This window comes from Pseudomonas sp. UBA7500 (assembly GCF_002478435.1).
GTDB lineage: Bacteria > Pseudomonadota > Gammaproteobacteria > Pseudomonadales > Pseudomonadaceae > Aquipseudomonas > Aquipseudomonas palmensis.
The window spans coordinates 24,614-41,708 of record NZ_DLNW01000034.1; the positions used below are offsets into that span (position 1 = coordinate 24,614).

Consider the following 17,095-nt stretch of genomic DNA (forward strand, 5'->3'; position numbering starts at 1 on the left):
TATGGCCGCTCCCTGCAGGAGCTGGCCTTGCCGGCGAAAGCTGCCCCGCCGATCCACCGATTTGAACGCCAAGAGCAGCCCCGAGCTGCTCTTTTGCTTTGCAAGAGACGACACACATGACCGCCCAAACCCGCATCCTCGAACTGCGCGCCGAACTCGACCAGCACAACTACCGCTACTACGTGCTCGACGAGCCAAGCGTCCCGGACGCCGAATACGATCGCCTGTTCCGCGAGCTGCAGGCCCTTGAGGCCGAACACCCCGAGCTGGTCACCCCCGATTCCCCCACCCAGCGGGTGGGCGGCGCGGCGCTCTCGGCCTTCACCCAGGTGCGTCACGAGGTGCCGATGCTGAGCCTGGGCAACGCCTTCGAGGAAAATGACCTGCGCGAGTTCGACCGGCGCGTGGTCGAAGGCCTCGACCTGCCGACCGGCGACCTGTTCGGCGCAGGGGCGGCGGTGGACTACAGCTGCGAACCCAAGCTCGACGGCCTGGCGGTCAGCCTGCTGTACCGTGACGGCCTGCTGGTGCAGGGTGCCACCCGTGGCGACGGCACCACCGGCGAAGACATTAGCGTCAACGTGCGCACCATCCGCAACGTGCCGCTCAAGCTGCAGGGCAAGGGCTGGCCGGCGGTGCTGGAGGTGCGCGGCGAAGTGTTCATGAGCAAGGAGGGCTTCGAACGGCTGAACGCAGCCCAGGCCGAAATCGGCGGCAAGACCTTCGCCAACCCGCGCAACGCCGCCGCCGGCAGCTTGCGCCAGCTCGATTCGAAGATCACCGCCAGCCGCCCCCTGGAGTTCTGCTGCTATGGCGTGGGCCAGGTGTCCGAGGCCATCGCCGACACCCACATCGGCACCCTCGAAAAGCTCAAGGGCTGGGGCATGCCCATCAGCCGCGAACTGCGGCATGCCGCCGGTATCAAGGAATGCCTTGACTACTACCGTGACATCGGCGAGCGGCGCAACGCGCTGCCCTACGAGATCGACGGGGTGGTGTTCAAGGTCAACAGCCTGGCCTCGCAACGTGAACTGGGCTTTCGTGCCCGTGAGCCGCGCTGGGCGATAGCGCACAAGTTCCCGGCCATGGAAGAGTTGACCGAGGTGCTCGACGTCGAGTTCCAGGTTGGTCGCACCGGTGCGGTAACCCCCGTCGCACGGCTTAAGCCGGTCAAGGTGGCCGGCGTGACCGTGGCCAATGCCACCTTGCACAACATGGACGAAGTGGCGCGCCTGGGGGTGATGATCGGCGATACGGTGATCATCCGCCGTGCCGGTGATGTCATCCCGCAGGTGATGCAGGTGGTCACCGAGCGTCGCCCGGCCGATGCGCGTGCGGTGCACATCCCTACCCAGTGCCCGGTGTGTGGCTCGCAGGTCGAGCGCACCCAGCTGGTCAAGCGCAGCAAGGGCAAGGAAACCGTCAGCGAAGGCGCGGTGTACCGCTGCGTCGGCCGCCTGGCCTGCCGCGCGCAGCTCAAGCAGGCGATCATCCACTACGTGTCGCGCCGCGCCATGGACATCGAGGGCCTGGGCGAGAAGAGCGTCGAGCAGTTGGTGGATGAAGGGCTGATTGCCTCGCCGGCAGACCTGTACCGCTTGAAATTCGAAGACATCGTCGACCTCGAAGGCTTCGCCGAGGTGTCCAGCAACAAGCTGCTGGCTGCCATTGCCGACAGCAAGCGCCCGAGCCTGGCACGCTTCATCTACGCCCTTGGCATCCCGGATGTGGGCGAGGAGACCGCCAAGGTGCTGGCGCGCTCGCTGGGCTCGTTGCAGCGCGTGATGGTGGCGTTGCCGCAGGTGCTGACCTACCTGCCGGATATCGGCCTGGAAGTGGCTCACGAGATCCACAACTTCTTCGAGGACGAGCATAACCGCAGCGTCATCGCGCAACTGCTCGAGAACGGCCTGCAGTTGCAGGAGGAGGGCGAGCTGGCCGCCGAGTTCGCGGCCAGTACGACCCTGGCCGGGTTGATCGCCAAGCTCGACATCCCTTCTGTCGGCCCGACGGGTGCCGAGAAGCTGGTGGCCAAGCTGCAAAGCCTTGAGCGCATCATTGCCGCCGATGGCATCGACCTGCGCCAGGCGCTGGCAGCCAAGCAGGCTGATGCGGTGCGCGAGTTCTTCCTGGTCGAGGCCAACCAGGCACTGGCGCGCAGCGTCGAGGCGCAACTGCGCGAGTTCGGCATGCACTGGGAGAGCGAGAAGAAGGTTGCCCAGGGCTTGCCGCTGGCGGGGCAGACCTGGGTGCTGACCGGTTCGCTGGAGCGCATGAGCCGGGATGTCGCCAAGGACAAGCTGGAGAGCCTGGGGGCCAAGGTGGCGGGGTCTGTTTCGGCCAAGACCCACTGCGTGGTGGCGGGCCCGGGGGCAGGCTCCAAGTTGGCCAAGGCCACTGAGCTGGGGCTCAGGGTGTTGGATGAGGATGCGTTCGTGGCGTTTCTGTCGGAGCAGGGCATAGCGGTGTAGCGGTCACGCGGCCCGCTTCTGCCCGAAGGGCGTGGGAGCGGGCTTGACCCGCGATCGAGCGCGAAGCGCTCGCAACACCTGAGCGCACGGTGCGTCAGGCACACCGCAAGCGCTGTCACGCACATGGTGTAGGCTAGGCTCCAGCCAGGAGGTGGCCCCATGTACCCATTCTTCGAACAGCTTGTCGCCCGTATCGCCGCACCCTTCGTCAGCCAGGCACGCCGCAGCACGCGCGTGTGGCAATGCGAGTGCGGACAGTCCGTGTTCTTTCGCAACAGCCAATGCCTGGCCTGCCAGGCGTCGCTGGGCTACTGGCCCGATACCCACCATGTCGGTACCTTGCTGCCGGCCGCTGTGGACGGCCAGTGGTACCTGGACGGCCAGCCAGAACTCGGCCCGCTCAAGCGTTGCGCCAACCTCGACACCCCGGCTTGTTGCAACTGGCTGTTGGCTGTCGACGACCCCGAAGCGTTCTGCCTGGCCTGTCGCCTCAACCGCACCATCCCCGACCTGTCGTTCACCGAAAACCACCTGCGCTGGCGCAAGCTGGAAACCGCCAAGCGCCGCCTGATTGCGCAACTGCTGCACCTGGGGTTGCCGGTCACGCCCAAGCAAGGCGCAGCCGGCGAGGGCATCGCCTTCGACTTCATCGGCATCGATATTGCCGGCAATCCCCCCACCACCGGCCACGCTGGCGGCCTGATCACCCTGGATATCCGCGAAGCCGACGACGACTGGCGCGAGCAGGTGCGCGTGCAGCTTCAGGAGCCCTACCGGACCGTGCTGGGCCACCTGCGCCACGAGATCGGGCATTACTACTGGGACCGTCTGGTGGCCAACAGCGCCTGGCTGCAGGACTTCCGCCGCCTGTTCGGCGACGAGCGCGCCAGCTACGTCCAGGCCATGGAACGCCACTACCAGCAAGGTGCACCGCTGGACTGGGCCGTCGCCCACGTCAGCGCCTATGCCACCATGCACCCCTGGGAGGACTGGGCCGAAACCTGGGCGCACTACCTGCACATGACCGATGCGGTGGACACCGCCCTTGCGCTGGGCATGGACGCCTCGGTGATGGACCTGGACTATCCGCCGTTCGATGCCCGCAGCTTGTACCAGCCCGAGCACCCTGGGGCGCCTGCGTTCCTGGCGTTCATCAATGCCTGGGTGGAGCTGTCGGCGATGCTCAACGAGCTGTCACGCAGCATGGGCCAGACCGACTTCTACCCGTTCGTGCTGAGTGCGCCGGTGGTGGCCAAGCTGCACTTCATTCACCGCGTGATCCAGGGCGATGCCCCGGCGGCAGTCACAAGTCCTTGAGCCAGAGTGGTTTTTTCACGGTACAGAGGTTGTAACTTCGCGTCAGACCGGTACAATGGCCCCGCTCGCTGCCAGGCGAGCATCGTTATGGTGACCCCATCGGTCCCCCCGCAACGATTACCCGTAAACCTGGTCAGGCCCGGAAGGGAGCAGCCACAGCGGGAACATCGTGTGCCGGGGTGTGGCTGGTGGGGTTGCCTCCATTCTGTAAGTCCTTAATTTTGAAGGACTTTCTCGCTAGAAAATCTCGAAGTGGACCAGTGCCGTAGTACACCTAAGTGGTGCACTGTGCTAGTCATTTTAGCTTCGTCATCTTGCCTCTCCAATACCCTCTCTGGCTACGCCAACCTCAGCGCTACCTTATCATTCGCTCAAATGGCGTTTTTCCCTTGTCTCTCGCAGTGATTTGCAATTGCCAGTACGGTAGCTGTGCTAATAGGATGTGGCATCTGAGCGAGGAGCTAGAGATGGAATTCGTAGAGCGATTGAACGCGTTATCAGCCAAAATCCGCCAGCAGGGTCCTGCTATCCAAACTGAAGAGGCAACCAAAATTGCCTTTGTCATGCCCTTCATCAACTCCGTCCTGGGCTACGACGTCTTCGATCCTTCAGAGGTTACCCCAGAGTACGTCTGCGACGTGGGGACGAAGAAGGGCGAGAAGATCGACTACGCCATCATGAAGAACGGCGAGATTCAGATCCTGATCGAGTGCAAGAAGATCGGCGAGCCGCTGCATATCAATCATGCGAGCCAGCTCTTCCGGTATTTCCACGTCACCACCGCCCGTATCTCGATCCTCACCAATGGCCAGGTCTACCGGTTCTTCACCGACCTCGATGCCCCTAACAAGATGGATGAGAAGCCGTTCTTGGAGCTGGACCTTCTCGATCTGGACGAGCACGCCCTACCAGAGCTTCAGAAGCTAACCAAGTCTGCGTTCGATGTTGACTCGATCATCAGTGCGGCTGGAGAACTGAAGTACGTTGGCCAGATCAAGAAAGAGATGGCTTCGCAATTCAGTCAGCCTAATGACGAGTTCGTGAAGTTCTTCGCTACTCGGGTCTACGATGGGATTATCACCCAGAAGGTTAGAGAACAATTCACGACTTTGACCCGTAAAGCAGCTATTCAGTTTCTAGGGGATCAGGTTAATGATCGACTTAAGTCTGCAATGAGCGGCGCAGTCGAGCCATCCTATGCCATGAGTGCAGTTCAATCCACAGTGTCGGCAGAGCCCGCTGAAGAGGCTGATGAAGATCGCATCCAAACCACGCTCGAAGAACTTGAAGGTTTTCATATCGTCAAGGCTATTGTAAGGGCAGTTGTTGATGCGAAGCGAATAGTGCATCGCGATACCCAGAGCTATTTCGGCATATTGCTGGATGATAATAATCGCAAGCCAATTTGTCGGTTGCATTTTAATCGAAGCCAAAAGTATCTTGGGGTTTTTAATTCCGAGAAAAATGAGACGCGCCATCCTATAGCGTCGTTAGATGATATCTATGGATTTGCAGAGCAGCTAAAGGCGACTATATCCCTTTATGAGTAGGGTTGCTGTTGCTTCGACTGTTTGATTGGTGTCGAAGTAACAATTTACAATTTCTTGGTGTGAAAGAATAAGTAGAGATATGAAATTGGAGAGCGGTGATCGCTACCTTTATAGGATCATAAGGTTTGATCATGCTGTAGCGGCTTTGAAAGGAAAGCTTTATTTCTCCCATCCCTCTCGGTGGGAGGATCCTTATGAGACACATATAAAGCATGGCTATGATCATGCAGTATTTGCTCAGTGCTGGTCTACAGCTAGTCGGTCTGATGCTATGTGGAGAATTTATTCTCCCGACTATCTTGGTGTACGTCTCAGGACGACCGAGAAGAAGTTAGCCGGCGCGATGACGGTGCATACATCAAAGGGTAGCGGGTTTGAGCGAAAGCTCCAAAACGTTAGATATCTTGCACCGGCTGCTTACAAAAAAGAAATCGCTGGTATTGAAGCTATAATGGCTGATGATGATTTTTTCGGTCCCGCCCAAGCTGCAGACTTACTATGTGTAAAAAGATCCGCATTCAAGCATGAGCAAGAGGTTAGAGCGATATTTTTCAACGCCAAGGTAATGCGCGATGAGCAGCCAGCAGTGACCGGAATAGAGGTGCCTGTAAATGGCTTTGAACTCATAGAGACTGTAATGCTTGATCCTCGGGCGCCTGAAGAGCTTTGCATGGCAATGAAGCACTATATCAAGGAAGTACTTAAGTTTCCTGGCGATGTAGGTAAGTCTAAATTATATACACTGCCGTCTAGATAGGTGTCGTGAACAGTTACTGGCTTTTTGTTAGTGGTGCTGAGCTTGAGTCGGAGGGTATATGAATTGTAATGTTACTGATCATAATAAATATTTGTATCACTATACTTCAGCTCATACAGCTATTGACTATATGCTCAAGGAGCGAATGCTCAGGCTTAGCTCAATATGTCTCGACTAATTACCCTAAGGAGCGTAAGGGTTGGTTATTTAATTTTGGCACCAATGAAGGTCGGGATCTTGGTGGTTACAACCGAGAGGAACAGTCTGGGTGGTTGTCGGGAGAGTTCAAGGGTAAAGCGCTGATGGCATGCTTTTCGAGAGACTTGGAGCTTCTTAGCGGTATACATATTAATAATATTTTTAAACGAGGATTTTGTAAGCCTCGGATGTGGGCTCCGGAATCATTAGACCACTACAGTGTTACAGCAAAGTGTGACAGTGCTGGCTACACCCCAAGTTTTGAGCGACCGTGCTGAGTGTCTGCAGGGGTAGATGGCTAGCTACCTCATCAGCCTGAAACCCTTGCCCGATAAGGCCCGCATTGATTCCCGAGCATGCTTGCATGCGACCTGGTCAGGCCCGGAAGGAAGCAGCCACAGCGGGAACATTGTGTGCCGGGGTGTGGCTGGTGGGGTTGCCTCCATAACGCAAGCCCTTGTCTGCCAGGGGCCGCCTCTATCCAGTTCCCTTTCCCCCGAATACGCATGCAGTGCACTGCTTTCCCTTCGCACGCACGAAAAATGCCTGCGACCTTATCACTGTCGCAGACACCTCACTCTCTTCAGCGCTATCAGCAGGGCTCGTAAATGAACGCCTTGTAATCGCCACCCTCCCGGTAGATATAGCGCCCGATACATTCAATGTTGGCTATCTGTGCAACGTAGGTAATACGGTCCGGTTTGAATTCCCGTGCCGCGGTGAGCAGCACTTTGGACAGGTCTCTTTTGACGCTTGTCACATGTTGCTCGTTGGTCTGGCTGAAATCATCATACTCGATGGCCCAGACGGTATTCACACCAGCCAACTTCTTCCATTGTTGTTCTGCCAGGAAGTTGTTGAAGTTGTCTCGTTCCGATTCCTTGTTGGTGAGGTCCAGCGAAAGCAATACCCTGATCATTGAGTCATTCCTTTGTGCGGTGCGCTAAGGGACGACGCTGCCCGCTGGCAGCGCCCGGCGGGCATGATTGCAGAAGCGCAGCGCTCGCTTCAAGACGCTGTAATTGCGCCGAAACGGCACGCCTTTGAATGTTTCTGTTTATTTTAAAGTGCCTGAAAGCCCTTTGTTCCATAAAAGAACTTTATAGCTCGTGTTTCTTTGCGTAGTAACTTTCCTACATGGTCTTGGTTAAGTTGTTTAGTTGCTGTTTTTTGGTAAATTCTTGAATTATTTTAACTCTCAGGTGATGGCCATTTAGCATTGATGGATGAAAAGCGAGTGACTAGGTTGCAAGGGAATTTCACTGCTTATGGGAGCCCACCATGACCCTCTGCCTGTTGTCCCTCGACCTGTCCAATACCGGCGAAGTTCAGCGCGTGGCCTTTTGCAAGGTGCTCAAGGACGATAACTGGAAGCGATTTCGCAATGCCGACGCCACCTGGGAGAAGTCATACGAACTGGCCTACGACGCCCTTGTCGAAAAGCGCGTCAAGACCCTGCTCGAAGCTGCCGCCAATATGGCGGGTATCGAAGAACTGAGGTTCGTGGTGCAAGCCGGCGAGCAGGAGGGCTGGTGTTGCCAGCTGGAGAAGATCCACGGCATCTACCACTTCACCACGTTCGATTCAGCGGCAGATCTGAAAAAGCTTGCCTGAGCATTCGCCAGCGCCCGCCGCGCCGTGTCAACGCGCGCAGCGGGCGTGGTGCGTCATGGCTTGGAGGGCAGCTGCACGTCACCCGCATAGGGCGTCTGCAGGTCGCGCTCGGGTATCTCCCAGATCACCAGCTGTGGCGGCGTCTGCCTGAACGCCGGGCTGTCGAAGTAGGCCTTGGCGGCTCCGGAGAATTCGCCGCCGTCCTTGGCGAAGTTGCCCACAGGCGCCGACAGCGCACGTTGCAGAAAGCCGACAAAGCTCGAGTTGCGCGAAAACGAGGTGCCGATCAGCGCGACGTTAGGCAGGTTGTCGTCGCCGAACAGGTCATCGAGATTGTCGCCCGCATCGCTGACGGCCTCGGCCCGCTCGGTGATGACCGTTGGCGCCACCTGTTCCTGTGGCGGCTGCAAGGCCACTGGCAGCCAATCGATGCCGGCCAGCCGCACCAGGTCCCCGGGGCGCGGTGCCAGAGGCTCCTGGCGGGTGTCGAAGGTCTTGCTGGGGGTGGCGCTCAAGCCCATGCCCTTGACCTGCTCGGCAATGGCCTGCGCGGCGGCCTGGGCGCCGGCTTCGCTCCAGTGGGTATCGGTACGCAGGAACGCACTGGCGCCCAGCGGCTGCAGGCTGGCAGTCAGGTCCAGGGTGGTCACGCCGGCCGCCTGGAGTTTCTGCACCCACTGCTGGATGCGCGCCTGCGAGGCCGTGGGGCGAGTCAACCCGCACAGCTCGCTGGCGGCGATACGGCTCTTGTCCGGCACCACGCTCACCAGCAGGCGGATACCCCGTTGCTGCAAGCTGCGTTGCAGGGCGATCACCGCATCGGCCTTGGCTTGGGCGTTGTCGGCCGCGTGCCGGTCGAGCTTGAGTTCATCGCTCAGAAACAGCCACTGCGTGCAGCCCGGCCGCACCCGCGGCCCGGTGTCGCCCAGCAGCAGCCAGCTGCCGGCCCGTTCCAGGTCGGCGGCCTCGCTCGGCAGCGGCGCCTTGGCCAGCTCCTTGGCAATGCGGTGGGTGATTTCGCCGTGCAGCACCTGGCCATTGGACAGGTGCTTGTCGGGCATCAGCTCGAGCTTGCCGCTGGCCACCAGCCAGCCACACGACAGCAGGCCGGCACCCAGGAACAGCGCCAGGGTGACGCCGGCGATCGGGCTGGTGCGCAGGGCCAGTGCACTGGGGGGCGTGGGCGCTGTACTGGGAGGAGGTGTCTTCATCGTCATCAGAACTGGAAGTACAGGAAGGGGACCGAATCACGGCTGGCGATCAACGCGAACGACAGCACGAAGCCGGCCACGGGCCACAGGGCAGCGGCATGCACGAACCACGCGCGGCTGGCGAAGCGGTGCTCGGCGCGTGCCTGCCAGATCGGCAGGATGATGCACGCCACGCCCAGCAACGCCGCCAGGCCGTGCACCGGGCGTACGGTGGCTGCCAGTGCCTCGCCCAGGGCAAAGCCGTGCAGGCCGAACTGGCCGGCGTACATCGACAGCGCCGTATGAAAGTCCGGGGCGCGGAACAGCGTCCAGGCCAGGCACACGAACAGCAGCGTCAGGGTGTGCGACAGCACCTTGGGGATCTCCGGCAGGCTGGAACGGCTCCAGGCCCGGTCGACGCACAGCGCGATACCGTGGGCCGAGCCCCACAGCAGGTAGTTCCAGCTGTCCCCGCCATGCCACAGGCCGGCAATGGCCATGGTCAGGAACAGGTTGCGGTAGGTGTTCCAGGTGCCGTGACGGTTGCCGCCCAGGGCGATGTACAGGTAGTCGCGCAGCCAGCTCGACAGCGACAGGTGCCAGCGCCGCCAGAAGTCCTGGATGCTGCTGGCCAGGTACGGCCGGTTGAAGTTCTCGGGAAAGTGGAAGCCCAGCATCAGGCCCAGGCCGATGGCCATGCAGCTGTAGCCGGCAAAGTCGAAGAACAGTTGCAGCGAATACGCCAGGCAGCCCAGCCACGCGTCCAGGAACGACGGGTTGTCCAGGTGGAAGGCCACGTCCACCAGCGGCGACAGGGTATCGGCCACCAGCACCTTCATGCACATGCCGATCATGAAGCGGCGCGCGCCCAGCGAGAAGTTCTGCCAGTTGAAGTAGCGCTGGTTGAGCTCGCGGCGTACCCAGTCGTAGCGGATGATCGGGCCGGCGATCGAGTGGCCGAACATCGAGATGTAGGTGGCGAAGTTCACGAAGCTGCGCTCTACCGGCACGGTATGGCGGTGCACATCCACCAGGTAGGAAATCGCCTGCAGCACGATGAACGACAGCCCCGCCGGCAACGCCACCCGCTGCCACTCCATCGGCAATGCACCGTAATAGGTGATCAGCTCGTTGTAGTTGGCGGCCAGGATGTTGGCGTACTTGTACCAGCACAGCACCAGCGTATTGAACACGATCAGCGCGGCCAGCAGGCGTATGCGCCCGCGCGAGTCCTCATGGCTGCGGTTCACCAGCAGCCCGCCAACCCACGCGACCACGGTCAGCGCCATGTGCAGCAGCAGGAACAGCGGGCTCAGCCAGCCATAGAACAGCCAGCTGCCGATCAGCAGTACGCCGTTGCGCCAGGCCGGACGGCTCAGCGCGTACACCAGCATGAAGATCGGCAAAAACAGCGTCAGGAACTCGAGTGAGGCGAATACCATGGTGGTGAAGACGTCCGATCAGTTGGAGAGCGTGTCCGTGACGGGCACAAGCTGCGGGCCGCTCGCCGTGGGCAGCAGCAATACGCTGTAGCGCTCGCCGGCCTTGAGTTCGCCCAGGTCCACCGGGCCGCCGACGTTGGCATTGGCGCACACCAGTTGCACCGACAGCTTCACCGGGTTGATCGATCTACGCTGCACGCTGGCCTCTGGCGCGTCCTTGAACAGGTCCGCCGTGCGCCCGGCAGGGCGCAGGCTTGCGCCCTGGCAGGAAGGGTCGAGGTTGACGAAGGCCAGCGAAGCCTTCAGCGCATTGAAGTCGTCGGGTTGCTCGCGTACCACGCGTTGCCGGATGCCGCTGGCGTCCTGCAGGGCGACTACCGTGGCGAATTCGCCAGGGGCAACGCTCAGCTGCAGGGCCGAGCGCTGGCCGTCACGGCTCAGGGTGCCCTTGATGGCCTTGTTGGCCGGTACCGGCAGGTACGCCGACACCGGTTTGGCCGCGTCCAGCTGCAGGCTGGCCCTGGAGCCGTCCGCCACCAGTTGCAGGGTGCCGGGGGCCGCGTTGACGAAGCGCAAGAACGCCGAGTCTTCGCTGGGGCCGGTGGGGTACAGCGCGATCTCGGCCTGGGCCAGGCCCGCGCCGAGGGCGGCGGGCAGGGCCAGCAGTACAGCGTGCAGGGCGCGCTTCATTTCTTGATGCTCGTCACGACCGGCGCCTTGACGATCTCTTCGCTGATCTTCTTGCTCCAGGCCAGGTAGCCCGGGGCGGTCAAATGCTGACCGTCGACCGTGGCCCACTCGCCTTGCTTGGAGAATTTGAGCGAGTCGACGTAGTCGCACGGCGCCACGTTGGCGGCGAGGAACTTGGAGGTCAGTTCGACGCGGGCGTAGGTCTTGCCGTACTTGCCGCCTTCGGTTCCCCAGTTGGGGCCGACCCATACGCACTTGGCCCCGGTGTTGGCGATTTCCTTGGCAAAGCTGGTGGTCTGCTGCCACAGCCAGGCCTTGGGGAAGGCCGGTTTGGTGTAGCTGGCCATGGTGTCGCCCATCACCACGACCACCAGGTCCGGCTTGTCGGCCTTGATCAGGTCGCCGATCGGCCGGGTGGCCGCCTTGCTGCCCAGTACCACGGGCTTTTCGGTGCCACGGCGCTCGGCACCGCCGCAGGTGCCAGGGGTGGCTTTGAGCCAGTCGCCGGCATTGGCGCCGCAGATACCCAGCGAGTGCACCTGGGCACCTTGCTGCACGAGGTTGTCGTGCAGGCTCTTGATCAGGTAATCGGGGGTCGCCAGGTGGCTGTCGCCGATCATCAGAATGGTCAGGCCTGCGAGAAGTGAACTAGCCATGGTTGATACTCCTGCAAATCAATTCGAATAAGGGGAACGGTACGGGTTGACGGGCAACGGCATGGCGCCGCGGCCGTCGTCGAACAGGTAGCGCAGGTACAGGCCACCGGTCCATTGCTGGTAGTCGCGGGCGTTGTCCACACCCAGGGTGCCGCCGAAGAAGAACCCATCGCCCAGCCGGTATTCGCCACTGGCGCCCAGCGAGTAGCCGATGCCGGTCTTGCTCTGCGAGGCATAGGTGGTGCGCAGGGTCGTACCGTCCGTGGCAAAGGCCTGGGAAATTCGTTCCAGCGCCGCTTGTGACTGCCTGTCGCGGAAGTACGGTGCGCTGTCCTGCTCGATGTGCTGCATGCCCACCGAACCCTGCACCTGGTAGCTGAAGTTCGGTCCCCGCTGCGCCCAGCTGACCGGCACACCGATGGAGAAGAAGTTCTGCGGGCTGAAGTAGCCGCCGTGGCCGTAGGTGAAGAAGCTCTGGTTGTTCGCGTAATGCGCCCCGGACACGCTCAGGCCAGCGGTAAGGCGTTCATCCTGATTGTTGAGCAGGTACCAGTAGATGCCGCTGCCCAGTTCACTGCGGGTGTTGGACTCCACGTCGTGACCCAGCAGCTTGTGCCAGGAACCATAGCCGTACATGCCGTAGGTCTGATTGTCATAACCCAGCTGCAGACGACCACCGTTGGAGGTTACGCCACCCCATTGCAGGTCGGTGCGCTTGTCGCGGGCTCCGGCGAAGGAGGTCAGGCTGTCGGTGACCGAGCGCCGGGACAGGTTGAGGTTGTAGCGCCAGTTGCTGCCTTCTGCAAAGGGGCGATCCAGGCTGATACCGCCCACGGCGGTGTTGTACAGGAAGCCTACCGGGCTCACGCCCAGGTCTGCCTTGAGGCCCTGCGACGGGTTCTCGTAGGCTACGGCCACGCCGACGCCGCTGTCCTTCTGCGAGCCGGGGCTGTCGATGTAGAAGTCCTCTGCTTCTGCAAGCAGGTCGGGTAGCGGCATGGCGAGTATGTTCCTGGCCATTTCGCTGGTGATCCCGCCAAAGCGCGAATTGGCGCTCAGCTCGTTTTTCACCCCCCCTGCGTTCAGCGACACTGGCGTGATGCGCAGGGCCAGTCGATCGTCGTTCCACGGCACGCTGATCTCCAGCGGCGCCTCCACATCGGTGATCTTGCCCAGCCCCGATTCGCTGTCGTTACCGCGGAAAGTGACACCCTGCTTGATTTGCGGGCTGCGCGCCTCGCGAATCGTATCCAGCTCGGTCTGCAGCGCGGCGCGCGGGTCGACCGGGGCCGGCGTGGCGAGCTGCGGCGTGGCCTGGCTGGCCGTGCGCAGGCCAGGTTCGCTGTCGCGACTGGCCAGCAGCACCGGTGCGTCGAACGCCTCATTGTCGCGGCTGCTGACCTGGGTCTGTGCCGGCTCGGGAATCTCGGCCAGCACCGTTTCGCTCAGGCGCGACTGCTTGCGCTGGCCCGGCTGGCCGACGAAGGGGTTGACGGCAATCGCCTGGCCGAAGGGGTTGAGCACGTTCTGCTCCGGCGGCGCCTGCAAGGCCAGGGCCTGGGCATACAGCTGCTCGGCCTTGGCCAGCTTGCCGCGGCCACGGTAATAGCCGGCAGCACTGGTGAGAATCTGCGGGTTCTGCGGGGCCAGTTGCAGGGCCTTTTCAACGGCGCGCTCGGCCTTGTCGGCATCGCCGGCCTGTACGAAGGCCTGGGCGGCGCCCATCTGCACGTCGGCATTGTCCGGGTACTGGCGCAGCAGCGGGGTGAACAGCTCCACCGCCTTGGCCGGGTTGCGGTTGTCCAGGTACATGCGCGCCAGCGACGACACTGCCTGCGGGTCTTGCGGGCGTTGCGCCAGGGCCGGGGCGAGGGTGTCGTAGGCGGCCACCAGGTCGCCCTTTTCACGCAGCAGGTCGGCCTGGCGCACGGTGTACTGGAACACCAGGTCGTCGTAGCTGCGCTGGTCGCCGGCCTGCAGTGGCTGGCTGCGCAGCTCGCGCAGAATCTGGTTCACCTGCACGTCGTCGCCGGCCTTGAGCAGTGCGCCGGCATAGGCCAGGCGCAGGGACGGGGAGGGCGTGCTGCTCTGGGCAATGGCGGTGCGCAGCATGCCCAGCGCATGTTCGGTCTGGCCGATATCGATATAGGTCGCGGCCAGCGCCGAGAGCATGCCGGGGTTGTTGGCCGCTGCCGGTTCGGCGCGTTGCAGCAGCTTCATGGCCTGTTGGCGCTGGCCCTGTTTGGCCAGGTCTGCCGCCTGGCGGGTCAGCAGGTGCAGTTCGATCTCTTCGGCCAGGGTGTGCATGGCGGCGCTGCGCTGGGCCGCGGGCACCTGCGCCAGGCTGCGCTGGGCCGACTGCCACTCGCCCAGGCGGCTGGAGAACAGCGCGCTGGCATACAGCGCCTCGGCCCGCTGCGGGTTGGCCTTGAGCATCTCGTCGATGGTCTGGCGCGCCTTGCCGGAGGCATCGCTCTTGAGGTAGACCTGCGCCAGGTCGTAACGCGCCCACACGTTCTGCGGGTCGTTGCGCACGGCCTCTTCCAGCGCCTTGCGAGCGCCGGCCAGGTCGCCACTGCGCTCGGCGTCGCGGGCCTGGCCTACGGCGATGGCCGCGCGCAGCACGCGCAGGTCGCCCAGGCGTTCGCGCTGGGCATCACTGAGCCCGTCGATCAGGCGCTGGCTTTCGCCCAGCTTGCCGTTCTGCGCCAGCACGCTGACCAGCCCGCGCAGCGCATCGGGGTTGCCGGCATCCAGGCTCAGGGCCTGGCGATAGGTGGTTTCGGCGCTGTCGAACTGACCCTGGGCGGCCTGCAGGTCGGCCAGGCTGACAGGCCCCTGCACCTGGCGCGGGTTCATCGCGATGGCGCGTTGCAGCAGCTCGCGGGCGTCTTGCGGATTGCCGGCGTCGCGGGCGGCATTGGCCTGGTCCAGCAGCACCCAGTAGCGGTTGCCTTGCAGGGCGCTCTGCCAGCGGCTGCTGTTGCCACGGCTGATGGCCTGCTTGAACAGTGCATCGGCGTCGCCCAGGCGGCCCTGGCGCTGGCGCACGATGCCCAGCCCGCCGAGGGCGTCGGCATCCTGCGCCTGCTCGCGCAAACGGGCCTGGAACGACTGCTCGGCCTGGGGCAGGTCGTTGGCGTCCAGCGCCTTGAAGCCACGCACCAGGTGGCTGTTCTGGCGTTGGACGGCGCTGGCCTGGCTGGCACGGGCACCGCTCTTGAGCTGGTTGCGGATCTCTTCGTCGTCCGGGTAGGCCTTGAGGTAGGCATCGAACAACGGCACCTCGGCGGGGCGCGGCGCACCCAGCCAGGACAGGCCCTGGCGCCAGCCCTCGATCGATTCACTGCCGATCACCGGGTCGTTGGCATAGGACGCCAGCCGGCGAATGCCCTCCACCCGCGTGCTTTCGTTGCGCAGCAGCAGCTTGGCCAGGTTGAGCTTGATCTTGGGGTTGTCCGGCGACTGGCCCTGCAGGCGCTCCAGGCCCTGGCGCGCTTCCTGCCAGCCGGTGGCGGTGTAGCCCAGGTAGCTGTAGAACTCCAGGCCCAGTTCGCCCTGGGGTGCACTGCCACTGAACAGCGTGCGGTATGCCGCCACGGCCTGATCCAGCTCGCCCGATTCGGCGAGTTGGCGGGCCTGCTCCAGTTGCGCGGTGTTATCGGCGCTGTGCAGGGCGATCTCCTGTTGCAGCAACAGGGTCTGACGCTCGCCGGGGTGCGCCTGCCTGAGCTGGTCGAGGTAGCGCTTGGCGCCCTGCGGGCGATTGCCATCAAGCTCCAGCAGGCCAAGGCCGTACAACGCGTCGGCCTGCTGCGGATCGATCAGCAGCAGCTTGCGCCATGCCTCGGTGGCGCGGGTGATGTCTTTGCGGGCCTGCCAGTATTGACCCTGTTCCAGCAGGACCTTGCCGTTCTCGCTGAGCTCGGCAAAGCTGCTGTTGTGGATCAGGGCGGCAAGCACCCCAATGGCTAGGGTTTGGCGGCGCGAGGGCATGAAGTCTCCCAGAGTGGTTGCAGCTTCCCGTCGTCGAGGAAGTGGTAACGATCATCCATGAAGCCGAGGGCGAACAGGCTCAGCACGAAGTCGTAGTAAGGGGGTTGTCTGGCCTGCAGCGCTTCGGGGCTCAGGCTTTTGCTCATCAGCTGGTCGACACGGGCACGCTGCTGTTCCTGCAGCCAGGGTTGCTGGCGCGCCTTGAAATACGGCAGCAGGGCGGCAGAAAAGCCGAACGGGCCATCGCCGCTGCTGGTGTTGGCCTGCACCTGCACTTTCTCTGGCGGTACGCCGTGGGTCGCGACACTGCGCGCCATGCCGTCGAGGCTGTCGAGGATCGGCTTGGCCAGTGGGTCCTTGGCCGGGGTCATGCCGGCCCACAGGTAGGTGCGGATGGCGTCGTAGCTGCCGGTTTCGCCCTTGACCGGGTCGATCACGAACAGGCCCTTGTCCGGGCCGGTGCCACGGTAGCCCACCCAGTCGGCCACATAGCCGTTGTGGCTCACGCCCTTGATCAGGCTGGCGGTGCTGCGGGCGATCTGGCTCCACGGCCCCTTGGGGTCGACCACCGCCAGGCGTCGCAGCACCGGCACCGGCAGGTAGCTGGGGTTGAGCTGCCAGAAGTGATCGGGCTTGGCAAAGCCCTCCACGCCGGGCAGCAGCATCATGCCCAGGCCCGGCAGCTCGGCCACTTCGCGGGCCTTGATATTGGCCAGCAGCTGGGCAGCCTGGGCGTTGTAGGCCGGGGTGTTCCACAGCCGCGCGGCCTCGCTCAGCGCGTAGGCGAACCACAGGTCGGCGTCCGAGGCCGAGTTGTGGTCCAGCAGGCGCCACTGGCCCTTGTCGTCCAGGCCCCAGATCCACCCCGGCAGGTTCTGCTTGATGTCGCCACCGGCAAGGTTGTTGCTGGCCCACAGCCAGAGCTTGTCGAAGCTGGCCTGGTCGTTGGCCACCAGGGCAAAGAACATCGCGTAGGACTGGCCTTCGGACGAGCTGTGCTGCTGCGGCGTGCTGGCATCGAGCACGCGCCCGTCGGGTTGCACGAAGTGCTGGCGAAACACCTGCCACAACGGCCAGGGGTCGGCCTGGCAGCTGTTGGCCTGGCTCACGCCGGGCAGCAGCAGGGTAAGGGCGCTGGCGCCCAGCAGGCGGCGCAGCAGCGAGCGCGGACGCCTGGCGGGCAACGGTGCGGTGTGTCCGGTTGGCAGAGGCAT

Annotated in this window: 12 protein-coding genes and 1 other RNA gene; 6 read left to right on the top strand and 7 right to left on the bottom strand. The window is 62.7% G+C overall.

Annotated elements, in window-relative coordinates; translation table 11 throughout:
* Positions 1-116 precede the first annotated feature (116 nt).
* The 5 genes from ligA (at position 117) to B4I46_RS15320 (ending at position 6,095) form a co-directional block, all read left to right on the top strand.
* Positions 117-2,471 carry an NAD-dependent DNA ligase LigA gene (ligA, locus tag B4I46_RS15300; RefSeq protein WP_054915589.1) on the top strand — a complete coding sequence of 785 codons (2,355 nt, stop codon included), beginning with the start codon at positions 117-119 and terminating at the stop codon, positions 2,469-2,471.
* Between the two features lie 159 nt (positions 2,472-2,630).
* The gene (locus B4I46_RS15305) at positions 2,631-3,788 is read left to right on the top strand and encodes a zinc-binding metallopeptidase family protein (protein ID WP_286900846.1); all 1,158 of its coding nucleotides are present in this window, start codon (positions 2,631-2,633) and stop codon (positions 3,786-3,788) included.
* A gap of 97 nt (positions 3,789-3,885) precedes the next feature.
* An RNA gene (gene ffs / locus B4I46_RS15310) (signal recognition particle sRNA small type) lies at positions 3,886-3,982 on the top strand.
* 273 nt (positions 3,983-4,255) lie between these two features.
* On the top strand, positions 4,256-5,338 hold the full coding sequence (locus B4I46_RS15315) for a type I restriction endonuclease (RefSeq protein WP_286900848.1): 1,083 nt from the start codon (positions 4,256-4,258) through the stop codon (positions 5,336-5,338).
* Between the two features lie 79 nt (positions 5,339-5,417).
* Entirely contained in the window at positions 5,418-6,095 is a 678-nt protein-coding gene (locus B4I46_RS15320; protein ID WP_286900850.1) for a DUF2971 domain-containing protein, read from the top strand.
* 790 nt (positions 6,096-6,885) lie between these two features.
* Here the strand turns inward: B4I46_RS15320 and B4I46_RS15325 are convergent.
* The gene (locus B4I46_RS15325) at positions 6,886-7,212 is read right to left on the bottom strand and encodes a hypothetical protein (RefSeq protein ID WP_104572234.1); all 327 of its coding nucleotides are present in this window, start codon (positions 7,210-7,212) and stop codon (positions 6,886-6,888) included.
* A gap of 362 nt (positions 7,213-7,574) precedes the next feature.
* On the opposite strand from B4I46_RS15325, the gene B4I46_RS15330 reads away from it, so the two are divergent.
* Complete coding sequence (locus B4I46_RS15330) at positions 7,575-7,907, top strand: hypothetical protein (RefSeq protein WP_043862365.1); 333 nt, start codon at positions 7,575-7,577, stop codon at positions 7,905-7,907.
* A gap of 53 nt (positions 7,908-7,960) precedes the next feature.
* On the opposite strand, the gene B4I46_RS15335 is transcribed toward B4I46_RS15330, so the two are convergent.
* Genes B4I46_RS15335 through bcsZ form a run of 6 tightly spaced genes read right to left on the bottom strand, consistent with a single transcriptional unit; the run spans position 7,961 to position 17,095 of the window.
* The gene (locus B4I46_RS15335; RefSeq protein ID WP_286900855.1) at positions 7,961-9,124 is read right to left on the bottom strand and encodes an alginate O-acetyltransferase AlgX-related protein; all 1,164 of its coding nucleotides are present in this window, start codon (positions 9,122-9,124) and stop codon (positions 7,961-7,963) included.
* The gene (locus tag B4I46_RS15340; protein WP_286900857.1) at positions 9,124-10,539 is read right to left on the bottom strand and encodes an MBOAT family O-acyltransferase; all 1,416 of its coding nucleotides are present in this window, start codon (positions 10,537-10,539) and stop codon (positions 9,124-9,126) included. Before B4I46_RS15340 ends, B4I46_RS15335 begins: the two co-directional genes overlap by 1 nt.
* A gap of 18 nt (positions 10,540-10,557) precedes the next feature.
* Positions 10,558-11,229 carry an alginate O-acetyltransferase AlgF gene (locus B4I46_RS15345; RefSeq protein ID WP_054915585.1) on the bottom strand — a complete coding sequence of 224 codons (672 nt, stop codon included), beginning with the start codon at positions 11,227-11,229 and terminating at the stop codon, positions 10,558-10,560.
* Positions 11,226-11,885, bottom strand: a complete 660-nt coding sequence (locus tag B4I46_RS15350; protein WP_043862368.1) for an SGNH/GDSL hydrolase family protein — start codon at positions 11,883-11,885, stop codon at positions 11,226-11,228. Before B4I46_RS15350 ends, B4I46_RS15345 begins: the two co-directional genes overlap by 4 nt.
* 18 nt (positions 11,886-11,903) lie before the next feature.
* Positions 11,904-15,881, bottom strand: coding sequence for a cellulose biosynthesis protein BcsC (locus B4I46_RS15355; RefSeq protein ID WP_286900859.1), 3,978 nt, complete (start codon positions 15,879-15,881; stop codon positions 11,904-11,906).
* On the bottom strand, positions 15,857-17,095 hold the full coding sequence (gene bcsZ / locus B4I46_RS15360; RefSeq protein WP_080922885.1) for a cellulose synthase complex periplasmic endoglucanase BcsZ: 1,239 nt from the start codon (positions 17,093-17,095) through the stop codon (positions 15,857-15,859). The genes B4I46_RS15355 and bcsZ overlap by 25 nt, the downstream gene beginning before the upstream one ends.